This window comes from Streptomyces sp. NBC_00224, from assembly GCF_041435195.1.
GTDB lineage: Bacteria > Actinomycetota > Actinomycetes > Streptomycetales > Streptomycetaceae > Streptomyces.
The window spans coordinates 921,503-940,911 of record NZ_CP108106.1 but is presented as its reverse complement, the minus strand read 5'-3'; the positions used below and the strand labels follow the sequence as shown (position 1 = coordinate 940,911).

Sequence of the window (19,409 nt, the reverse complement as noted above, 5' to 3'; positions counted from 1 at the left end):
GAATTCGCAGCTCCGTCTCGGCGTCAGGAACTACTGTCGCGAGCATGGTCGAACACGATGCCCTCAACGCCACCCGCGAGGCCTACGATGCCGCTGCATCCACCTATGCGCAGTTGTTCCGCGACACGCTGAGTGACAGGCCCCTGGACCGGGCGATCCTGGGTGCCTTCGCCGAGGTCGTACGCGCGAACGGGGACGGCCAGGTCGCGGACCTGGGGTGTGGGCCCGGCCATATCACCGCTCATCTGGACGGGTTGGGGCTGGCGGCGGTTGGTGTTGACGCTTCTCCTGCGATGATCGAGTTGGCTCGACAGGCGTATCCGGGCCTGCGGTTCGACGTGGGCTCGATGGGGGCGTTGGACATCGCTGACGGCGTGCTGGGCGGCGTACTCTCGCGTTGGTCCATCATCCACACCCCGCCGCGACAACTCCCCGTCATCCTGGCGGAGTTCCATCGTGTGCTGGCACCTGGCGGTCACCTTCTGGTCGGCTTTTCAGCAAGCGAAGATCCGTCTCACCCGACGCAGGTCTTCGATCACACCGTCGCGCCGGCCTATCGGTGGTGGCCCGATCACCTCGCCGAGCTGCTGCGCAAGTCCGGGTTGGCCGAGGTGGCCCGGATGGTTCGCGAGCCCCAGCCCACCGACCGGCGGCAGTTCCAGGAGGTTCAACTGCTCGCCCGTAAAGCCCAGGCAGGTGCTGAAGAGCCTCGCCGCTGAACGCACCGTGACGGGGACCGCTGAACTCCCCGTGTAGTTCAGCGGTCCCCGACCCCTGACCCCCGATGGTGCTCGGACGGTCACTTGCCGCCCGAGCGCGATCGCAGAGGCCGGGTGCCACCGGCGCCTCCCATGCGGGTGATCTCCACCCGCGTCGTGGCCCGCGAGCTCACAGGACCGTGCGGGCCCGCCGCAGCGCCGCCTCGCGATGCGCGGCGAGGTCCGCCAGAGTCCGCTGTTCGCCCCGGCTCAACGTGGAGACGAGTTCACGTTGCACGCGCAGTGAGACGGCGGGCAGGTGGGCCCGTAGAGCGCATTCGCCGTCCGCGACCGCAACCGCGATCTCCCTGCGCCGGAACACGTCGGCGCTGCCGGCCGCTTGCCGCTCCTTTCGCAGGGCGCCCTGGGCCTGTTCGGGGCTGCCGTACGGAAGTCCTCGGCCCGCCATGCAGGAGCGCCATTCGCCCATGGCCCGCAGATAGGCGGGAGCCGACGTCACGCGCTGCCCCAGCTCGTTGTCGTACTTCTCGGGAACGTAGGTGATGCGTGCCCACAGAGCCGGGCTGCCGGCCAGGCGGGACCGGCTCTCGGCGCCGCAGCCCGCTGTCGCCACGCGCACCTCGCCCCAGTCGGTCCCGCTCACGGTCACCTTCTTGTCGGGCGGCCCGTTGAGCGCCTGGTCGAAGCCCCTCTGCCGGGCTGCCGACAGGGTCCGGTAGTAGCGGTCGACGGACGGCGAGCCCGGGCCGGGAGCCTGCGACGGGGCCTCGGAGATGCCGTACCCGGTCCTGCTCCGGTCGGCCAGTTCGACGGCGGCGCTCTCGTCCTCGGGCGCGGCCCGTGCGGGAGGGTCCGGCGCCGGATAGCGGAATCCCTTCTCCTGCATGCAGGCCCGGACGAGCCGGACCTCGGCCGACATCAGCGTGCGCTCGGTCGTCGGCCAGGTCCCGGAGTGCGTCGCGAGGTCGATCGCCGCGCTGCTGAGCCGTCCCTGTGACGACGTCCGCTCGGGCGGCGGAGTGGGCGACCGGCCGGCCGACTGCGCGCCCGCGCAACCGGCCGACACGGTGAGGAGCATCAGGGACGACAGCGCGAAGCGCATGCCCCTGGCCGACCGGTGCACTACGAGGTGCACCACTTGTTGGAGCTGATCGTGTTGTCGAAGGCGGCGTCGTGGTAGACCGTGCCGAAGTTGCCGACCTCGTCACCACGGGACAGGCTGTGCCACCTGCCCGACTTGCTGTAGTTCCGGACCGAGTAGAAGTAGACTGTGCAGTCCGTGCCGCTGTTGCGTATCGAACTGATGCAGTCCTCCCACCCGGTCCCGCAGGAGTGAGCCGAGTTGGGCAACGTCGCGAAGTTGGGGTTGTTGCCGGCCACCTGTCCCCGGTTCCCGGTGAAGTTCTGACCAGGCCAGAAGCAGGCGTATCCGGAGGGGCAGGAGGCCTGCACCCCCGACTCGCTCCCCGGTGCCTTGGCGGTGTGCGCGGAGGCCTGGGCCACGGGGACGGTACCCAGACCCAGCACCGCGGCGCCTATGCGGACAGCCAACTTTTTCTTCACGTGTGTCCTCCTTGAAGACGGCAAGTGACGACCGGTGGACCGGTTCTTGCGTGCCGTGATGTGGCCGGGTACGCCCTTTCGCCGTACCCGGGCCATCGAGAACCATCGGTCGTGTTCGTGCGCTCCATGCTCGGCGCCGGGCATCGGGGACTGCGATGGTTTCGGCTGTGGCCGAACTGTCAAAGGCGGGGCGGCTGTTGACGGGTGCGCACGGCCTGGGTGACCGATGGGGGAGGACGCTTGCTGCGCCTGCACTTCACAGCCGAAGACCTTCTACGGGTGACGTTCGCGGCCGAGCCCGCGCCGCTGATGGAACTGGGCTTGGCCATGGCGATGCTCCAGCGGGCAACGGTGCCGGAGTTCTCTCGCTGGCAGCGAAGGGCACGGGAGACCTTGCCCCGGGAGGCGACAGCCCTGTTCGGTCTGGTGCCTCCGACGGCGCGCGGCCCGATGTTCCTCGACCCGCTCAGCAAAGGGCTCGACGACGGACTCGACCTGGTCCGAGCGACGCCCGTCTCCCGGATACGGGCGGAACTCGACCGGGTGTGCCCGACGCACCGGCCGGTCACCCCGTGGATCAGGGATCTCGCCGTTCGGGAGCGGGAGGCCTGGCAGACCCTCGAACACGCCGTGCGCGCGGCGCACTCGGCGCTGATCAACGAGTCCTGGAGCCGTATCGAGGCCGGCTTCCAGGCCGAACGTGCCTGGCGCACAAGGCTGCTGGCCAGGGACGGCATCCGTACCACACTGGCCCAACTCGCGGCCGGAGGCCGGTGGGAGGGGACGGTGCTGGTCTTCCCCCGGCACGAGCAGTTCGACGCCGTCCTGTCGGGTCACGGGCTGGTGCTCCTGCCGTCCGTCCTGTGGTCCAGGCCGCTGGTGGCCCTGTACGAGGACGCGCCCAGCATCCTGATCTACCCGGCCGTCACTCCGCTTCCGCTCCTGGAGGAGGCCCCCGCCGATCCCCTGGGCGTCCTGCTGGGCCGTACCCGGGCGGCGATCCTGGATCTGCTCCCGCGTGAACACAATACGTCCGACATCGCCAAGGAGTTGGGCATCAGCAAGGCCTCCGCCTCCGAGCACACCAAGGCCCTCCGGGACGCCCGCCTCGTCGCCACCCAGCGCGACGGCAAGGCTGTTTGGCACTGCTGCACACCGCTCGGCCTGGAACTGCTGCGGGGAGCGGGCACCGCCGGGTGAGCGCTCGGCGCGGCCGTGCCGGGAGGCAGGGGTGCCCCGGGGAGCGGGAGCTCGGCGCCGTCTTCGTCGCCGGGGACGGACCGGTACCCGGCCGGGCGAGTGGCACGTGCACAGTCAACGCCCCGGCTCGCAGGGCGAGTTCCCGGTGAAGTGCCGCAGCAGCCAGGCCGCTTGCCCTAAGGTCGGACCCGCAGCGGCGGCCGCCAGTCCACGGGGAGTGGGGTGCGGACGTCAGGGGTCGCAGGGGGTGGTGGCAAGCGGCCACCGCTCGCGTGCCGGAGCGAAAGGACTGGCGTGAACGGAGGCGAAGCGGGCCGTCGGAGCACGGACGCGGGGCGCCGCTACCTGGTGTCCATCGGTGTCTCCGAGTACCGCTCACCCCACCTGCCGGACCTTCCCGGCGCCGCGTCGGACGCGGAACGTGTGGCCGGCCTGCTCGCGGACTTCGGGTACGAGCGCGTCCTTTCCGAACTTGGCAGCTCTCCCACGGCCGAGCAGCTGCGGTCCGGTGTGGCGCGCTGGACCAGGGAAGCCCGGCTCGGGCCGGACGACGTGCTGATCGTGTACTTCGCCGGCCACGGCTCCGCCGAAGAACCGCGTCTCCAGCTGCTCGCTTCGGACAGCGAACCGGGGCGCGCGTACACGTCACTGGCCGCCGACGACCTCACTGCCATGATCGCCGACAGCGGTGTGGGAAGCACCCTGGCCGTTCTCGACGTGTGCGCGGCGGAAGCCGGTGTCCGGGCGGCGGGGGCGGGATGGGCCGCGCCCAACGTTCACACGCGGTCCCAGGACAGCGCGTACCACCTGGTCACGTACAACCGGAACACCGACGACAACGCGGTGTCCCTGGCGGACGCCTGGACGTACGCGCTCGCCTCCTCGTACGCCGGGCCGCGGCAACGCCACCTTCCCCTCGCCGACGTGCTCCAGGAGATGCGCCGTCATCTCAGGGACCACGGGACAACTCGCGGACCCTTCTATGCCGGACACCGGGTGGAGGAGGCGGAGGTCTTCTTCCCGAACCCCCGATACGTACCGGACCTGCCGCGCGACTCCTTCGACCCCGTGGGTGTGGCCCGGCTGCGGCACGAGCACCGCGACCACTTCGAGCCGCGTAGCCGTGGCGTCGCGCACGCCGCCGAGCCGGGTGACTTCTTCGTGGGGCGGACGAACGCCCTGGCCCGGATCGCCTCCTGGGTGCGGGCGGCGCCCGGCGCCGCGGTGCCACCGCTGGCGGTCACCGGCGCGCCGGGCTCCGGCAAGACCGCCCTCCTGGGCCGCTTCCTGGCACTGACCGACGCGGACAGCCCGGCCAGGATGAACACCGCGCCCCAGACACTGCCGCCGCCGGGGCTGGCCGTCATTCCGCTCAGTGGCCGAGGCGTCAACGGGCTGCGGTCCCTTGCCGTCGACCTGGCCGCCGCGCTCGGCCGACCCCCGGACTCGGCCCCGGGACACGTGCTCGCCGCGCTTCGCGCACGGACCGACCCCGTCGTCATCGTCCTCGACGGCCTCGACGAGATCGCCCCGTCCGCGTACGACGACGGGCTCGCCGACTTCGTCCGCTCGCTCGGGCGCATTCCCGCAGTGCGGCTCCTCGTCGTGGCCCGCGCGGCCCAACTGGGGTCACTGGGCCCGGACGTCGAGGTGCTCGACCTCGACTCGCCCGAGTACCGGGACGAGGGCGCCCTGCACCAGGTCGCCTACCGGCTGGCTCAGGATCCCGGCCAGGCCGCCGCGGTATTGGCGGAGCTCAAGCGCGACTTCACCCGAGAGGTGGACCACTCCTTCCTGATGGTGCACCTGCTGGCGGCGCGTGCGCTGGAGGCTGACGGCATACCGTCGAACGCGGGGGACCTCCCCTCGCTGTTCCAGGGCCTGATCCAACGCCTCGGCCCCGACGAGGCGCGCTCGGAGCGCCTGCTGTCGCCGCTCGCGTACGCGCAGGGAGCGGGTCTGCCTCAGGGACTGTGGGGGCCACTGGTCGAGGCCCTCACCGGTGAGGCGTGTACGCCCGAGGAGCTTCGGCGGTTCCGCGACCGGGCGGGCACGCTCGTCGTCGACACCACCAGGCCCGACGGCACCACGGTCCACCGGCTCGTCCACGTCGCACTCGCGGAGTTCCTGCGGGCGTCCGCCGACGAGCGGGAGCAGCAGCGGCGCCTGGCCCGGGGACTGGCCCGGCTGGTACCGCGCACGACCGACGGACGGAGCGACTGGGCCGCGGCGGACCCGTACATCCTCGAACATCTCGCGACCCACGCCGCAGCCGGCCGGATCCTCGGCGAAGTCGTGCGGGACAGCGCCTACCTGAGCCATGCGACGCCGGAGCCGCTGCTGCGGGCGCTGGCCGACAGCGGCGCGATCGTCCCGGCCACCGCGGCCCCCGAGGCCGAGGTCGAGGCCGAGGCCCGGGAGTCCCATGCTCCCGCCGACGAGGACGTGGGCGCGGACGCCGACACCGACGCGGGCATGACCACGGACGAGGACCTGGCCACGGACGCCGACGCGGCCGAGGACGACAGCTACGACAGCTACGACAGCTACGACTATGACCATGACCGGGTGACCGCCACCGAACTGGCCGCCGTCCACGTCCTGTCGGAGCGGCCCTGCGTCCTGGTCGTCGCCACCGAATGGTCCTCGGGCCGCGGCGGGCTGAGCACCTTCAACCGGCACCTGTGTGTGGCGATGGCGGCCGCGGGCGCCCAGGTCTTCTGCATCGTGCTGAACGCCGACGCCTCCGAGGTGACCGACGCCAAGGAGAAGGGCGTCACCCTGCTCACCCACCCCGGCGCGCCGGGAGCCCCGGACTACGGCCGGCTCACCCGTCGGCCCACCCTCCCGTACGGCACGCGGCCCGACCTGGTCATCGGACACGCCCGCATCACCGGACCGGCGGCCGCGCACCTCACGGAGGACTTCTTCCCGGACGCCCGTCGGCTGCACTTCGTCCACATGGCGCCGGACGAGATCGAATGGCACAAGCTGGGTGACGGCGTCGACCGCGCCCGGCAGGCCGAGGAACGCACCGAGATCGAGCGCGAACTGGGTCTGACGGCCCACCGGGTGGTCGCGGTCGGCCCAGCGCTCAAACGCCGTTTCAGCAACGAGCTCTGGGGCACCGGAGTCCCCGAACCGCTGCGCCTGGATCCGGGCTTCGATTCGCCCACGTCCACCGGACCGGCAGGCGCGGAGGGTCTGCCGAACGCCTTCGCGCGCCGCAGACCTCCACCGGACGGGCTGCACAAGGTGCTGTTCGTCGGCCGCACCGAGGACGTCCGGCTCAAGGGAGTCGACCTCGCCGCCCGGGCCTGCGGAATGGTGCACGAACTGCGGAACAGAACGGCGGGAGAGCCGATCGAGCTGTTCGTCCGCGGCGCACCGCCGGAGAAGGCCGACGAACAGCAGCAGCTCATCCAGGACTGGTCGGGCTGTCCCGGCCTGCGCGTGGTGGTACGCCCCTACTCCTCCGACCCGCGCAAACTGGAGTCCGACATGCTGCGCGCCGGGCTGGTGGTGATGCCATCCCGCTCGGAGGCCTTCGGCCTGGTCGGACAGGAGGCCATCCTGCGCGGCGTGCCCGTACGCGTCAGCGACCAGAGCGGACTGGCCCAGCTGCTGCGCGAGGAACTCGGCTCCGACGCCGACCACTTGATCGTTCCCGTCACGGGCAACTTCGCGGACGACGCCAGGGAATGGGCCGATCGGATCGAGAAGTGCCTGGCCGGCCGCGACGAGGAGTTCGAGCGGATGCACACCGTGCGCAGCCGCCTCACCGCCTCAGTCACCTGGGCAGCCGCCGCCCGCCTGGTCCTGGCCGAGGTGCCGCCCCGGGGGCGCGGGGCCGGATGACCTGAGACCGTCGGTAGCCGTTCGGGAACCGGTGGCTGACGGCCGTCGCTGTCCGAGCTCGACGCCCGCCGTCCGCCGGCCGCCGTCCGGACAGCGTTCCCGGTCGGGACGACCCTTGCGCCGGACGGTACGCGTGTAGTGCGCTGACTCCCATGAAAACGAGCAGAGTTGGTGCACTGATCGCTACGGTGGTCGCCGGTTCGCTGCTGGCGGGTGCGCCGGGGTCGAACGCGCAGGACGTCGTCGCCGCGGACACGCCGTCGCCCGGAGAGTCGGCTCTTCAGGGGATCGACCTGGACACGGTGACGATCCCGGAGTTGCAGGCGCGCAGGGACAAGGGGTCCCTGACGTCGTCGGCGCTGACCCGTGCCTACCTGCGGCGGATCGAGACCGTCGACCCGAAGATCAACGCAGTGCTGCATACGGACCCGTCGGCCCTGCGGCAGGCCGCGGCCAGCGACGCCCGGCATCGCAGCGGCCGGCTACGCGGACCGCTCGACGGCATCCCCGTGCTGCTCAAGGACAACGTAGACACCCGGGACATGCCGACCACGGCCGGGTCGCTCGCGCTGGCGGGCAAGCCGCCCGGCGACGACGCGGTTCTGGTGACCCGGCTGCGGCAGGCGGGGGCGGTGATCCTGGGCAAGACCAATCCGTCGGAGTGGGCGAACTTCCGGGCGGCGAAGCCGACATCGGGGTGGTCGGCCGTGGGCGGGCAGACCAACAACCCGTACGTCCTCGACCGCAATCCGTGCGGATCCTCCGCAGGTTCGGCCGCCGCGCTCGCGGCGTCGCTGTCCCAGGTGGCGATCGGCACCGAGACCGACGGATCCATCGTCTGCCCGGCCGGGATGAACGGAGTGGTCGGCCTCAAGCCGAGCCTCGGCCTGGTGAGCCAGAGGGGAGTGGTACCGATCTCCGCCGAGCAGGACACCGCGGGGCCCATGGCGCGCAACGTCATCGACACCGCGCTCACGCTGTCCGTGCTCACCGGCGGTCGCCCCACGGGCCCCGCAGGCCGGTCGGCCTTCGACGCGCCGGGCGAACAGGGAGCACCCCAGGGCCAGGTGGCGGGCCGTCAGGACGGATTGCGGGGCAAGCGCATCGGGTTGTGGCGACTGCCCTCGCTCGGCCCCGACGTCGACGCCGTGATGACCCGTACCGCGGCGAAACTGCGCGGGGCGGGTGCCGAGGTCGTCGAGGTGACGCCCCCGTACCAGGCCCGACTGGCCGAGCTCGAATTCCCCGCGCTGCTCAGCGAGTTCCACCGGGACATCGACGCCTACCTCGGCACGCGTGAAGGGCCGCGCGATCTGGCCGCGCTGATCGAGTTCAACCGCACTCACCCGCAGGAACAGACCTGCTTCGCCGGGCAGGAACTGTTCGAGCAGGCCCTCGCCGCGCCGCCCACCACCGACCCGAAGTACCGCGCCACGCGTACGGAGCTGACGGACCTGTCCCGGCGCTCGCTGGACGAGACGCTGGCCGCCCACCGCCTTGACGCCATCGCCGCGCCGACGAACCCGCCGGCCTGGACGACCGACTGTGCGCGCGGCGACAACGACGTGATTCCGTCCTCCACCCCCGCAGCCGTCGCCGGTTACCCCTCGCTGTCGGTGCCCGCCGGATCCGTGGGTGAACTCCCGGTCGGCCTGCTGCTGATGGCCGGTGACCACGAGGACGCCGGCCTGCTGTCGCTGGGTGCCGCCGTGGAGCGGCGGCTGCGTGCCTGGCGCACACCGCGCTATCTGCCGTCGGTGGGCCCCGCCGCCCGCTGAGCGGAACCACAGCACGAAACGCCCGGCCACTCCCAGGGCCGGATCGTCCAGGCGCCAAGACAAGCTGAGGGCTCCGTGGTCCCACGGAGCCCTCCCCTTTTGGCCCAGCCGCGCTCCCTGCCGCCACGCACTGGCTGAATCACGTCGGCCCGCCCGCCGACAGGCGTCCCTATCGATTCGGAACTTGATGAAGAACGCACAACTATTGACGTGGATCGTTCAGGAAATTTATGGTCCCAGGAACCTCGCAGGTGAACCAGAGTGACGGAGAACAATGACGTACTCCCTCGGTGCGCGGCCGCGTGCCGCCCGACTGACCGCGGTGCTGCTGGCCGGAGCGTTTGTCACCTCCGCGCCGTCGGCGGCCTCGCAGCCGGCGAAGAACACCGCCGCCACGACCGCGACCTGCCGCGACAGCGACGACTGGACGCTCGGCACCACCCGTGCGGACGCGGCAGACACCCACCATGCCTTTGTCGGCAACGGCTACCTGGGCCAGCGGGTGCCCCCCAACGGTGCCGGATACGCCGACAGCACGGCCAAGACCGGCTGGCCGCTGTTCACCCCGCGCTACGACGGCTCCTTCGTCTCCGGGCTGTACGCGCACAACAAGCAGACCGCCTCCGACCGGCAGGCCGTCGCGGCGCTGCCCACCTGGACCGCACTCACCGTCAGTACCGACGGGCCGCAGAGCGATACCTTCAACTCTTCGACATCGCCGGGCCGGATCTCCCACTACCGGCAGTCGCTCTTGCTTCACTGCGGAGTGGTGCGTACGTCGCTGACCTGGACCGCCGCCGACGGCCGCCGCACCGACCTCGTGTACGAGGTGCTCGCCGACCGGGTCAACCCGCACGTGGGCGCCGTACGCATGAGCATGGTGCCGCACTGGAGCGGTGAGGTGACCGTCACCGACATGCTGGACGGCCGCGGCGCGCGGCGCATCCAGCAGACCGGCGGCGGTGACCGGACCAGGGGGCAGCGCGGCGACGGCCGGACCGCGCCGACCATGGACGTGGCTTTCCGCACGGACGGCACCAACGTCGACGGCGCCGTCGCCTCCACCCTGCGTGCCGGACGCGGAGCCCACGGCGCCACGGCCCGACAGGCCGGCCACGCCCAGAACATGTCCGCTCGCCAGGCCCTCGCCCTCCCGGTCCGGCGCGGGCAGTCCTACGACTTCACCAAGTATGTCGGCGTCGACACGGCTCTGACCTCGCACGCGCCGCGCCACGACGCCACCGCCGCCTCGCAGCGTGCCGCCGACCGTGGCTGGGACGCCCTGCTGCGGTCCCACACCGCCGCCTGGTCGCGGCTGTGGCGCAGCGACATCGAGGTTCCCGGGCAGCGCGAGATGCAGTCGTGGGTGCGGTCCGCGCAGTACGGGCTGCTCGCCAACACCCGCGAGGGCGCGGCCAACAGCATCGCTCCGGCGGGCCTGACCAGCGACAACTATGCGGGCCTCGTCTTCTGGGACGCCGAGACGTGGATGTACCCGGGCCTGCTCGCCTCCCGGCCCGAACTCGCGAAGACCGTGGTCGACTACCGCTACCGGACCCGCGCGGGGGCGCGCGAGAACGCCCGCAAGCTCGGCTACCAAGGGCTCTTCTACCCCTGGAACAGCGGGAGTTCGGGCAACCTGGCCCAGGAGTGCCACAGCGTCGACCCGCCGCACTGCCGCACCCAGATCCACCTCCAGTCCGACATCTCCCTGGCCACCTGGCAGTACTATCTGGCAACCAAGGACACGCGGTGGCTGCGCGAGCGCGGTTGGCCGGTGCTGCAGGGCATCGCCGAGTTCTGGGCCGGACGTGTCAGCCGCAACACGGACGGCAGCTACTCGATCAAGGACACGGCCGGGCCCGACGAGTACAGCAACGGTGTCGACGACGCGGTCTTCACCAACGCCGGCGCCGCCACGGCGCTGCGCCACGCCACCCGCGCCGCCGAGATGCTCGGCAAGCAGGCTCCCCCCGCGTGGAAGGCGATCGCCGACCGCATCCGGATCCCGTACGACGCACAGAGCAAGGTCTTCCAGCAGTACGACGGCTACCACGGCAGCACCATCAAGCAGGCTGACACGGTCCTGCTGATGTACCCGCTGGAGTGGCCGATGCCCAAGGGCGCCGACGCCGCCACCCTCGACTACTACGCGCAGCGCACCGACCCGGACGGCCCGGCCATGACAGACTCGGTGCACGCCATCGACGCCGCTGGGATCGGGGAGCCGGGCTGCTCCACGTACACGTATCTGGAGCGTTCCATCAAGCCGTTCGTCCGCGGCCCCTTCGCGCAGTTCTCGGAGGCCCGCGGTGACAAGGCGGGCGCCGAGGACCCGTTGGCGGGCTCGCCCGCCCATGACTTCCTCACCGGCAAGGGCGGCTTCCTGCAGGTCTTCACCAACGGCCTGACCGGGATGCGGATGCGCGAGAACCGCCTGCACCTCGACCCGATGCTGCCGCCGCAGCTCGACCGCGGCGTCACCCTGCACGGCCTGACCTGGCAGGGACGCACCTACGACATCGAACTCGGCGCCCACCGCACCACCGTGCGCCTCACCGACGGTGCGCCGATGACGCTCGACACTCCCCAGGGCGAGCAGCTCGTCAGCAAGGACGTCCCGGCCGTCCTCAAGACCCGCCGCCCCGACCTCGACCCCACCACCAACGCGGCCCGCTGCACCACGGCCACGGCCTCGTCCGAGCAGCCCGGTATGTACGCGGGCGCCGCGCTCGACGGCAACACGGCCACGGCCTGGGTCCCGGACGGTGCACGGGGCGAGCTGACGGCGGACCTCGCCAGGCCCGTCCGCGTCACGAAGGTCACCCCCACCTGGAACGACACCAAGCCCACTGCCTACAGCATCGACCTCTCCCTCGACGGGCGGCACTGGCAGCGCGCGGTGGCGGGCGATGCGCGGCTCGCGCGGTACGTACGGGTGACGGTGCAAGGCGATGCGGAGGCCAAGAAGCACCCGGGCGTCGCGGAGCTGACCGTGAATTAGGGACGTGGAACGGCCCGGACGGGTGTTGGGGGCATCCCGTCCGGGCCGTTGATCAGAGCCGGTGCAGCGCCGTGCGCTGGATCAGCCGGTGGTGACCGAGGTGTCGTCGATCAGGAAGCTGGTCGCCAGCGAGGAGTCCTCGGCGCCCGTGAACTTGATGGTGACCGTCTTGCCCTTGAAGGCGGACAGGTCGAGGGTGCGCTGGACGTAGCCGCTCGGCGTGACGTTGGAGTACGTCGCCAGGGTGGTCGTCGTGGTGCCGGAGACGACCTGCGCCTTGAGCGTGTCGTACGCGGTGGTGCCGGTCTCCTTGGTGTCGATCGCGAGCCAGAAGGACAGCTTCGGGGCCGCGGCCGTCGCCGGGATGGTCACCGACTGGGACAGGGTGTCGGTGTGGGAGGAGCCGTATCCGTCCAGCCAGGCGTAGTACGAGCCGGCGTGGGCGGTGGCGCCGGTGTCATTGGTGATGGCACCGGAGGACGCGGACCAGGTGGTCGCGCCCGACTCGAAACCGGGGTTGGACAGCAGGTTGGAGCCGCTCGGCGGCTGAGTGGTGCCGCTGCCACCGCACGTGGTCGACGTCGGCGCGACGGCGACGCCGCTCCAGGCCTTCTCGACGGTGGTGCACTGGGTGCTGCTGGCGCCGTACAGGTCGGTCGCGGCCTTGACGGTCGCGGTACGGGCATCCGCATACGTGGAGGCGGCCGTCAGGTACGTGGTGAGCGCGCGGTACCAGATCTTGCCGGCGGCGTCGTTGCCGAGTCCGGTGACCGTACCGCCGTCGCAGGTCGGGCTGTTGCCGTAGCTGGACGAGCCGGAACCGACCGCCATCAGGTAGAACCAGTGGTTGCCGACACCGGACGAGTAGTGCGGGTCCAGGTTCTTGGTGTTGGTGGTCCAGCAGCTCTGGGAGGCGCCGTCCTTCTTCGGGTCGTCCATGTACCGCAGCGGTGAGGAGCTGATCTTCTCGCCGATGAGGTAGTCGGGCGTGTCCGCGGGGCTCTTGGCGTTGAACTCGACCAGGGTGCCGAAGATGTCCGAGGTGGCCTCGTTCATGCCGCCCGCGTCACCGAAGTAGTTGAGGCCCGCGGTGGCCGCGGTGACGCCGTGGCTCATCTCGTGGCCGGCCACGTCCAGTTCGGTGAACGGCTTCTGGCCGGAGGCACCGTCGCCGTAGATCATGCTGAAGCTGTCGTCGTCCCAGCCCGCGTTGGCGTAGTTGACGCCGTAGTGGACGAAGGAGCGGGCGCCGACGCCGTCGTTCTTGATGCCGTTGCGGCCGTGGACGTTCTTGTAGTAGTCCCAGGTGGCCTGGATGCCGTAGTGGGCGTCCACGGCGACGGTGGCGCGGTCGCTGAGGGTGCCGTTGCCCCACACGTTGTCCGTGTCGGTGAAGGCGACGCCCCAGCCGGCCGGCGGCGAGTCGTTGGTGACGGTCTTGTTCTGGGCGTCCCGCGTCTCCCCGTTACCGCGGGTCGGGTCCTTGAGCTCGTATCCGCCGGAGATGCTGTTCGTGCCCAGCGTCACGTCGCCGACCTGGTAGCCGTGGCCGGTGCCCGAGGCGGCGGCACCGGCGATGGCGGTGGTCTGCGAGGCGGTGGTGGTGTGGCCCGGGACCACCGTGCTGTGGAAGGTGTTCCAGGACTTCCCGGCCTGTCCGGTCGTCGCGTCGACCAGCGTGTGGAAGTGGCTGGGCGAGCCGTCGGGGGCGGTGCCGTCGACGACGACCTGCCAGGCGAGCGTCGGCGTGGCCGACGTCGCGTCGACGACGAGCTCGGCCTTGCTGCCCTTCCTGGTGCCCTTGAACTTCGCGATGGCCACGGCCACGGCACGCTGCTTGCTGACCTTCGGAGTCACCGAAAGCGACAGCGGGGCCTTGAGGGTCAGCGAGGTCGAGCGCAGCTCACCGTTGGGGGCCGAGTGCACGATGACGTCGCCGCCCAGGACCGGCAGGCCCTGATAGCGGCGGTCCAGGTGGACGTGGCGGGTGCCGTCCTTGTCGACCGTCACGTCGTGTGACAGGAAGGTGTCGTGAGCGCCTGCCCGGACGGTGTTGGGGCTGGCGGCCACCTCGGCGGTGGCGTCCCGCAGGGCCTGGGCCTTGCTCGGCTTCGGAGTGGCGGCCCGGGGACCCTTGGCGGCGGAGGCGGGGGTGCCCGCACCGGCTATCAGAAGGCCGCTGACCGCGAGGGACAGAGTGCCGACGAGTAGAGATCGTTTCATGGGCACGGAGAATGGCGGGATCTACGTCTCCGGGGCAATGAGCTGCCAATTCTGTTTAATAAGCATCCTTGTGAAACGATCATGACAAGTAACGGGTGTGTGTCCCCGTTGTTTCCCGCCCTGATGGGCGCGTGTGTACGGAGCAGAACGAACGGTCGGTGCTCGCCCTCGCGCAACCAGGGCCCTGGTCAAGACTGTTCACATCGTGACGTGTGTCACCTGCCGTTTGGCTGGAAGTCGCTAGCATGTGGTCCCCCCGCACGGCACGCAGGACGGATCACCTGTGCCCCCTCAACCCCCGCTGCCCGACCTGGCCGACGCCCTGCGCCACGGCCCGTTCGAGTTCGCGCTCGACTGCGCCGTGCGTGCCAGTGGTCTCAGTCTGGAGCGCATCCAGCACCGGCTGGCGGCCCGTGGGGTTGCCGTCAGTGTGACCACTCTCAGCTACTGGCGCCGTGGCCGCAGCCGCCCCGAACGCCCCCAGTCCCGGCAGGCCGTCCGACTCCTTGAGGAACTGCTGGGCCTCCCCACCGACTCCCTGGTCTCCCTGCTGGGTCCCCAGCGCCCGCGCGGACGCTGGGTCAACCGCCCGCCTCGGGTGCTGGAGACCGAGGACCTGTGGCAGGAGTACAAGAGCCTGCCCGGCCTGCTCGATGCGATGGGCTCCAACGACGACGGTTTGGCCCGGCTTGCCGTGCACGACCGGTACGAGATCGACGAGAACGGCGCCGAGCGACGGCTGACCGTCACCATGGTGCTGCGCGCCGAGCGCGAGCGGGTGGACCGGCTGGTGCTCATCAGCCGTGGCGACGACCCGGAGCGCGAACTGCCCGCCCTCACGGGCATCCGTAATGCCCGTAAAGGACGGGTACGTTCCGATACCTCGGTACCGCTGTCCGTCGCGGAACTGCTCCTGGACCGGGTGCTCACCAAGGGTGAGACCGACGTAATCGAGTACACCTATGCCTTTTCGACCACCGGTGCCCGCACCAGCGAGGTCGGCACCGGCTTCCGCGCCCCCGCCCGGCTCTACACCCTCGAAGTCCAGTTCCATCCCGACGCCGTCCCCATCCGGTGCCACCGTTACTTCGGCACCACCGCAGGCGGTCCCATGGACCCCGCCGAACAGGTCTGGATCAGCGCCTCCGGCCGCGCCGCCTTCACCGTCGAAGACCCCGGCCCGGGCTTCCAGGCCATGCGCTGGGAATGGGATTGACGGACTTCCCGCCCTGTAGGGCGGGGGTTCCGGCACCTACCAGGCGCGGGTCCGCGTCGGCGACCTGCTCTACTCCAACTCCTGCTCCTGCGAGGGCTACTGGTAGGCCTCAGCCGCGCAGGGCCTCCGGGGGCGCCCGATGTACGTAGGACGACCGATCCGACGTCCCTGCGCGCATCGGGTACGGGCATCATGATCCACATGACTTCCGCAGCGCCCTTCCCTTCCCCCGAAACCTCCCCTTCCCCCGGCACCTCCCCCTCAGCCCCCGCCTTCCCGCCCACAGGCCGTCGCGTGCTCGTCAGCGGTGCCTCGCGCGGGCTCGGCCGTGCGCTTGCTCAGGCGTTCGCCGCCAATGGCGACCGGGTAGCCGTCCACTTCGGCTCGCGGCGCGAGGAGGCCGAGACAACCCTCGCCTCCCTCGTCGGTACGGGGCACGTGCTCGCCGGGGGCGACCTGTCCGCCCCGGATGGTGCGTACGCCGTCGCCGAGACGGCGGCCGCAGGACTCGGCGGGCTGGACGTGCTCGTCAACAACGCCGCTGTGAACCTTCCACACCCGCTCGCCACCACCGCGTACGAAGACTGGGCGGCCGCCTGGCAGAGTCACGTATCCGTCAACCTCCTCGCGACGGCCAACCTCAGCCATCTCGCGGCCCGCCGGATGATCGAGCAGGGCGGTGGTGGCCGGATCGTCAACGTCGGCTCGCGCGGGGCCTTCCGCGGCGAACCGGACCACCCGGCGTACGGGGCGACGAAGGCGGCGGTGCACGCGCTGGGCCAGTCCCTCGCCGTGCACCTCGCCACGTACGGGATCGGCGTCGCCTCCGTCGCACCCGGGTTCTTCGAAACCGAGCGGGTTGCGCACCGGCTGAGCGGGGCGGAGGGCGAGGCGATCCGCGCCCAGAGCCCGTTCGGACGGGTGGCTTCGGCGGACGAGATCGCGGCAGCCGTGCTGTGGCTGGCCTCACCGGCGGCCGAATGGGCCTCGGGGACGGTCCTGGACCTCAACGGGGCCTCGTACCTGCGTACGTGAGCAGACAGCGCCGGAATCGGAGCCCGCGGATGCTGCATCCAGGCAGCGGCGCCGTGGCCTCCCGGCTTCTTGAGTGCCGGGGTGCGCCCAGCCCAGCCAGTGGCCCGCGTGGCCGACCAGGTGCGGGCCATCCGGGCGAGGCGCCGGGCTCGTACGGCATGGTGCCCAGGGCCCCAGTGCCCCGTGCAGGATGCTGATGTCTCCCCCCGCAGGAGAGCCCGTGAGTGATCCCAGCCGCCGCGTGACCCCGAGGCCGGCATCCGTCGCGGCAAGCGATGACATTCCCGCTCCGGGGGTCATCGGCATCGGACTCGCCGCGGTGCTGACGTTCGCCCTCGCCCAGGGCTCGTGGCAGTGGTTCGCCACGTTCATCGGGGCGACGCTCCTCGCGGTGATGCTCGCCTTCCAGCGTCGGGCGCAGTGGACGCCGGACATCCGCTCGGCCTACCTGCGCGGCCTGGTCGCGTACGCGCTGGTCGTCGGTCTCTGTGCGGCGGTCGCGCTGGCACCCCTGCTGCAGCGCGCTGCCTGGCTGTTCCCGATGCCGGGCACGCGCAGCGAGTGCGATCTGATGGGCAGGTACGAGGCCCTCCAGGTGAAGGCCGCGCTGGGGAACCTGGCCGGCAGTGACGGTGCCGCCCTGGCGTTCGCGCAGGACGTCCAGGCCCGCAACGCCGTTGCCGAGTGCCTGGCGGCCACGACGACTCTGTGGCTGCCGGTGTACGGGGTGGGGGCGGCGGTGCTGGTGGGCGGCGCTGCGTGGTTCCGCGACCGGGCCCGGGCCCGCCGGGCCCCCGTGAGCCACTGAAGTCTTCGGACGCACTTCCGCCGCCCGGCCATGTCGCCGGGCGGCGGTGCGGTGCGGTGTGGCGGGGCCGGGCAAGGGGCAGCGGGGTATCGCCGTCGGTCCGTACCGTGGGCGGCATCTGGGCAGTGGCGGGCGGGTTTGCTAGCTTCGAGCCATGGTCGCCCAGGCTGAGAACTTCGCGTCGCGTCGCTATGTCGACCTGCGGCGCCAGGCCACCGCCACCTGTCTTCCCCGCTGAGGCGGCCGGAGCGGGTTCCGTCCCGACCGCCGAGAAGCAGACGGCGCAGTGTCGGACCAGCTCCCCGAGGAAGTTCCCCATGTACCGCTCCGTGGCACCCGTACCCCCGCCTGCCTCCCCGCCGTACCGTCCGGCCCCGGCGGTCCGCCGGGTGTCGGACAGTGCGCGGCGCAGGACCAGCGCCAGCGTTGTCCTGCGGTCCGTCCTTGAGTGCGGTCCCGTCGCGCGCAGCGGCATCGCCCGTCTGACCGGCCTCTCCCCGGCGTCGGTGACCGACTACTGCGCTCAGCTGGGCGCGGTGGGCCTGATACGGGAGGGCGCGGTGCCCAGGCAGTCCAAGGGGGCCGGGCGTCCGTACATACCCGTCGATCTGGACACTTCGCGGTTCGTGGTCGGCGGGGTGCACGTGGCTGTGCCGTACACCACCGTCGCGCTGCTCGACCTGCGCGGGCGGGTGGTCGCCGAGCGGCGGCTGGGCCACGGCGACGGCATCGAGCCGGGCCGGATCCTCGCCAACGCCGCCGACGGGCTCGACGCGCTGCTCGCGGAGGCCGGCGGCCGCACCCCGCTGGGCGTCGGTGTGGCGGCCGGGGGATGGGTGGACCGGGACTCCGGCACCATCGTGGAGCACGGGCTCCTCGGCTGGCGCGACGTGGCCGTCCGGGAGGTGATCGGCGCGCGCACCGGCCTGCCGGTCCATGTGGACGGGCACGCACGGGCGTTGGTCGACGCGGAGCGGCTGTTCGGCCGGGCACGGGGCGGTCGCAGCGTGCTGCACCTCTTCGTCGGCAATGTGGTGGACGCCGCCTTCGCCACCCGCGACGAGGTCCATCACGGGCCTCGTTCACAGGCCGGTGCCATCGCCCATCTGCCGTTGGAGGGCGGGACGGAGCCGTGCGACTGCGGCCGGACCGGGTGCCTTCAGGCCGAGCTCAGCGAGCGGACACTGTCCCGCCGGGCGCGGGAGGGCGGGGTCGTCCGCACGGCGAACCCGATGGACGTGGTGAGCGCCGCGGCCGACGGCGATCCGGTCGCCGTACGCCTCCTGGTGGAGCGGGCCCGGATGGTCGGGCGGGCGACTCGGCTGCTGCTGGACGTGCTCAACCCGGAGACGGTCGTCATCACCGAGGTCGGTGTGATGTACCGCGAGGACTGCCTCGGCGCGTTGCGCGCGGAGGTGGGGGAGCGGGGCGGGCTGGTCGTGCCCACCAGTTTCGCGGAATCGGTGCTCGCGGTGGCGGGCGGTTCGGTCGCCCTCGACGTGCTCTACCGGAATCCGCTGGGCGTGCCGACGGACGCCAATTAATTCAGAAACTCCGAATGTTGACAGGGGTGGTGCGGGGCCGCGAGCATTCTGGGCATGAGCAGCGCGCAGGAATTCTCCCCGATGGCCCGGTCGCGGCAGGTCCGCGACCGGAGCGTCGATGTCGCGCCGTCGAAGTCGCCGCTGCCGTTGCGGCGCACTCCGCTGACCAGGTGCCGTGTCATCGACCTGATGCGGGTAGGCCGCACCCTTTGTTGCTGAAGCGTCACGTTGTTGCTGAAGCGTCACGCCCAAGTGCCCGCGTGTCCGTTTCCCCACGCGTCCACACGCTGACACGCGGTTGAATTGACGCCTTGTTGCGTGCGTTGCCATGCGCTGACGTGGTGACGCACCGGCGTCCCGCACTCCCTTTCTCCCTAGCTCCTTTGGCGTGCGTCCTTTCTCCCACGTATTTCTCCTTCCGGGCTTTGCCCTGGCCGGAATTCACGCGGTATTCCTCCCTC

General features: G+C 71.2%; 13 protein-coding genes. 10 read left to right on the top strand and 3 right to left on the bottom strand.

What is annotated here, in order from left to right; all coding sequences use genetic code 11:
• The first annotated feature begins 44 nt into the window (after window positions 1–44).
• Window positions 45–719 (top strand): class I SAM-dependent methyltransferase, encoded by a 675-nt coding sequence (locus tag OG965_RS04025; protein WP_371649143.1) that lies wholly within the window; start codon window positions 45–47, stop codon window positions 717–719.
• Window positions 720–888: 169 nt separating this feature from the next.
• On the opposite strand, the gene OG965_RS04020 is transcribed toward OG965_RS04025, so the two are convergent.
• Both OG965_RS04020 and OG965_RS04015 read right to left on the bottom strand, forming a co-directional pair.
• Complete coding sequence (locus OG965_RS04020; protein ID WP_371649141.1) at window positions 889–1,857, bottom strand: hypothetical protein; 969 nt, start codon at window positions 1,855–1,857, stop codon at window positions 889–891.
• A complete protein-coding gene (locus OG965_RS04015) occupies window positions 1,842–2,282 on the bottom strand; it encodes a peptidase inhibitor family I36 protein (protein WP_371649139.1) in 441 nt (146 codons plus the stop codon). The genes OG965_RS04020 and OG965_RS04015 overlap by 16 nt, the downstream gene beginning before the upstream one ends.
• Before the next feature lie 240 nt (window positions 2,283–2,522).
• Between OG965_RS04015 and OG965_RS04010 the strand changes: the two genes are divergently transcribed.
• The 4 genes from OG965_RS04010 (at window position 2,523) to OG965_RS03995 (ending at window position 12,122) form a co-directional block, all read left to right on the top strand.
• The gene (locus OG965_RS04010) at window positions 2,523–3,482 is read left to right on the top strand and encodes an ArsR/SmtB family transcription factor (RefSeq protein WP_371649137.1); all 960 of its coding nucleotides are present in this window, start codon (window positions 2,523–2,525) and stop codon (window positions 3,480–3,482) included.
• A gap of 294 nt (window positions 3,483–3,776) precedes the next feature.
• On the top strand, window positions 3,777–7,340 hold the full coding sequence (locus tag OG965_RS04005; RefSeq protein WP_371649136.1) for a caspase family protein: 3,564 nt from the start codon (window positions 3,777–3,779) through the stop codon (window positions 7,338–7,340).
• A gap of 152 nt (window positions 7,341–7,492) precedes the next feature.
• Window positions 7,493–9,118 carry an amidase gene (locus OG965_RS04000; protein ID WP_371649134.1) on the top strand — a complete coding sequence of 542 codons (1,626 nt, stop codon included), beginning with the start codon at window positions 7,493–7,495 and terminating at the stop codon, window positions 9,116–9,118.
• Between the two features lie 274 nt (window positions 9,119–9,392).
• A complete protein-coding gene (locus tag OG965_RS03995) occupies window positions 9,393–12,122 on the top strand; it encodes a discoidin domain-containing protein (protein ID WP_371649132.1) in 2,730 nt (909 codons plus the stop codon).
• 81 nt (window positions 12,123–12,203) lie between these two features.
• Here the strand turns inward: OG965_RS03995 and OG965_RS03990 are convergent, their stop codons facing one another.
• Complete coding sequence (locus OG965_RS03990) at window positions 12,204–14,345, bottom strand: M4 family metallopeptidase (protein WP_371649130.1); 2,142 nt, start codon at window positions 14,343–14,345, stop codon at window positions 12,204–12,206.
• A 283-nt stretch (window positions 14,346–14,628) separates the two neighbouring features.
• On the opposite strand from OG965_RS03990, the gene OG965_RS03985 reads away from it, so the two are divergent.
• From OG965_RS03985 to OG965_RS03965, 5 genes are all read left to right on the top strand, one after another.
• Complete coding sequence (locus tag OG965_RS03985; protein WP_371649127.1) at window positions 14,629–15,561, top strand: hypothetical protein; 933 nt, start codon at window positions 14,629–14,631, stop codon at window positions 15,559–15,561.
• Between the two features lie 201 nt (window positions 15,562–15,762).
• Window positions 15,763–16,596, top strand: coding sequence for an SDR family NAD(P)-dependent oxidoreductase (locus tag OG965_RS03980; protein WP_371649124.1), 834 nt, complete (start codon window positions 15,763–15,765; stop codon window positions 16,594–16,596).
• A 220-nt stretch (window positions 16,597–16,816) separates the two neighbouring features.
• Window positions 16,817–17,404 (top strand): hypothetical protein, encoded by a 588-nt coding sequence (locus OG965_RS03975; RefSeq protein WP_371649121.1) that lies wholly within the window; start codon window positions 16,817–16,819, stop codon window positions 17,402–17,404.
• A gap of 317 nt (window positions 17,405–17,721) precedes the next feature.
• A complete protein-coding gene (locus OG965_RS03970; protein WP_371649120.1) occupies window positions 17,722–18,948 on the top strand; it encodes an ROK family protein in 1,227 nt (408 codons plus the stop codon).
• 54 nt (window positions 18,949–19,002) lie between these two features.
• Window positions 19,003–19,167: a hypothetical protein gene (locus OG965_RS03965; protein WP_371649118.1), complete on the top strand. Its 165-nt coding sequence runs from the start codon at window positions 19,003–19,005 to the stop codon at window positions 19,165–19,167.
• The last annotated feature ends 242 nt before the right edge of the window (window positions 19,168–19,409 follow it).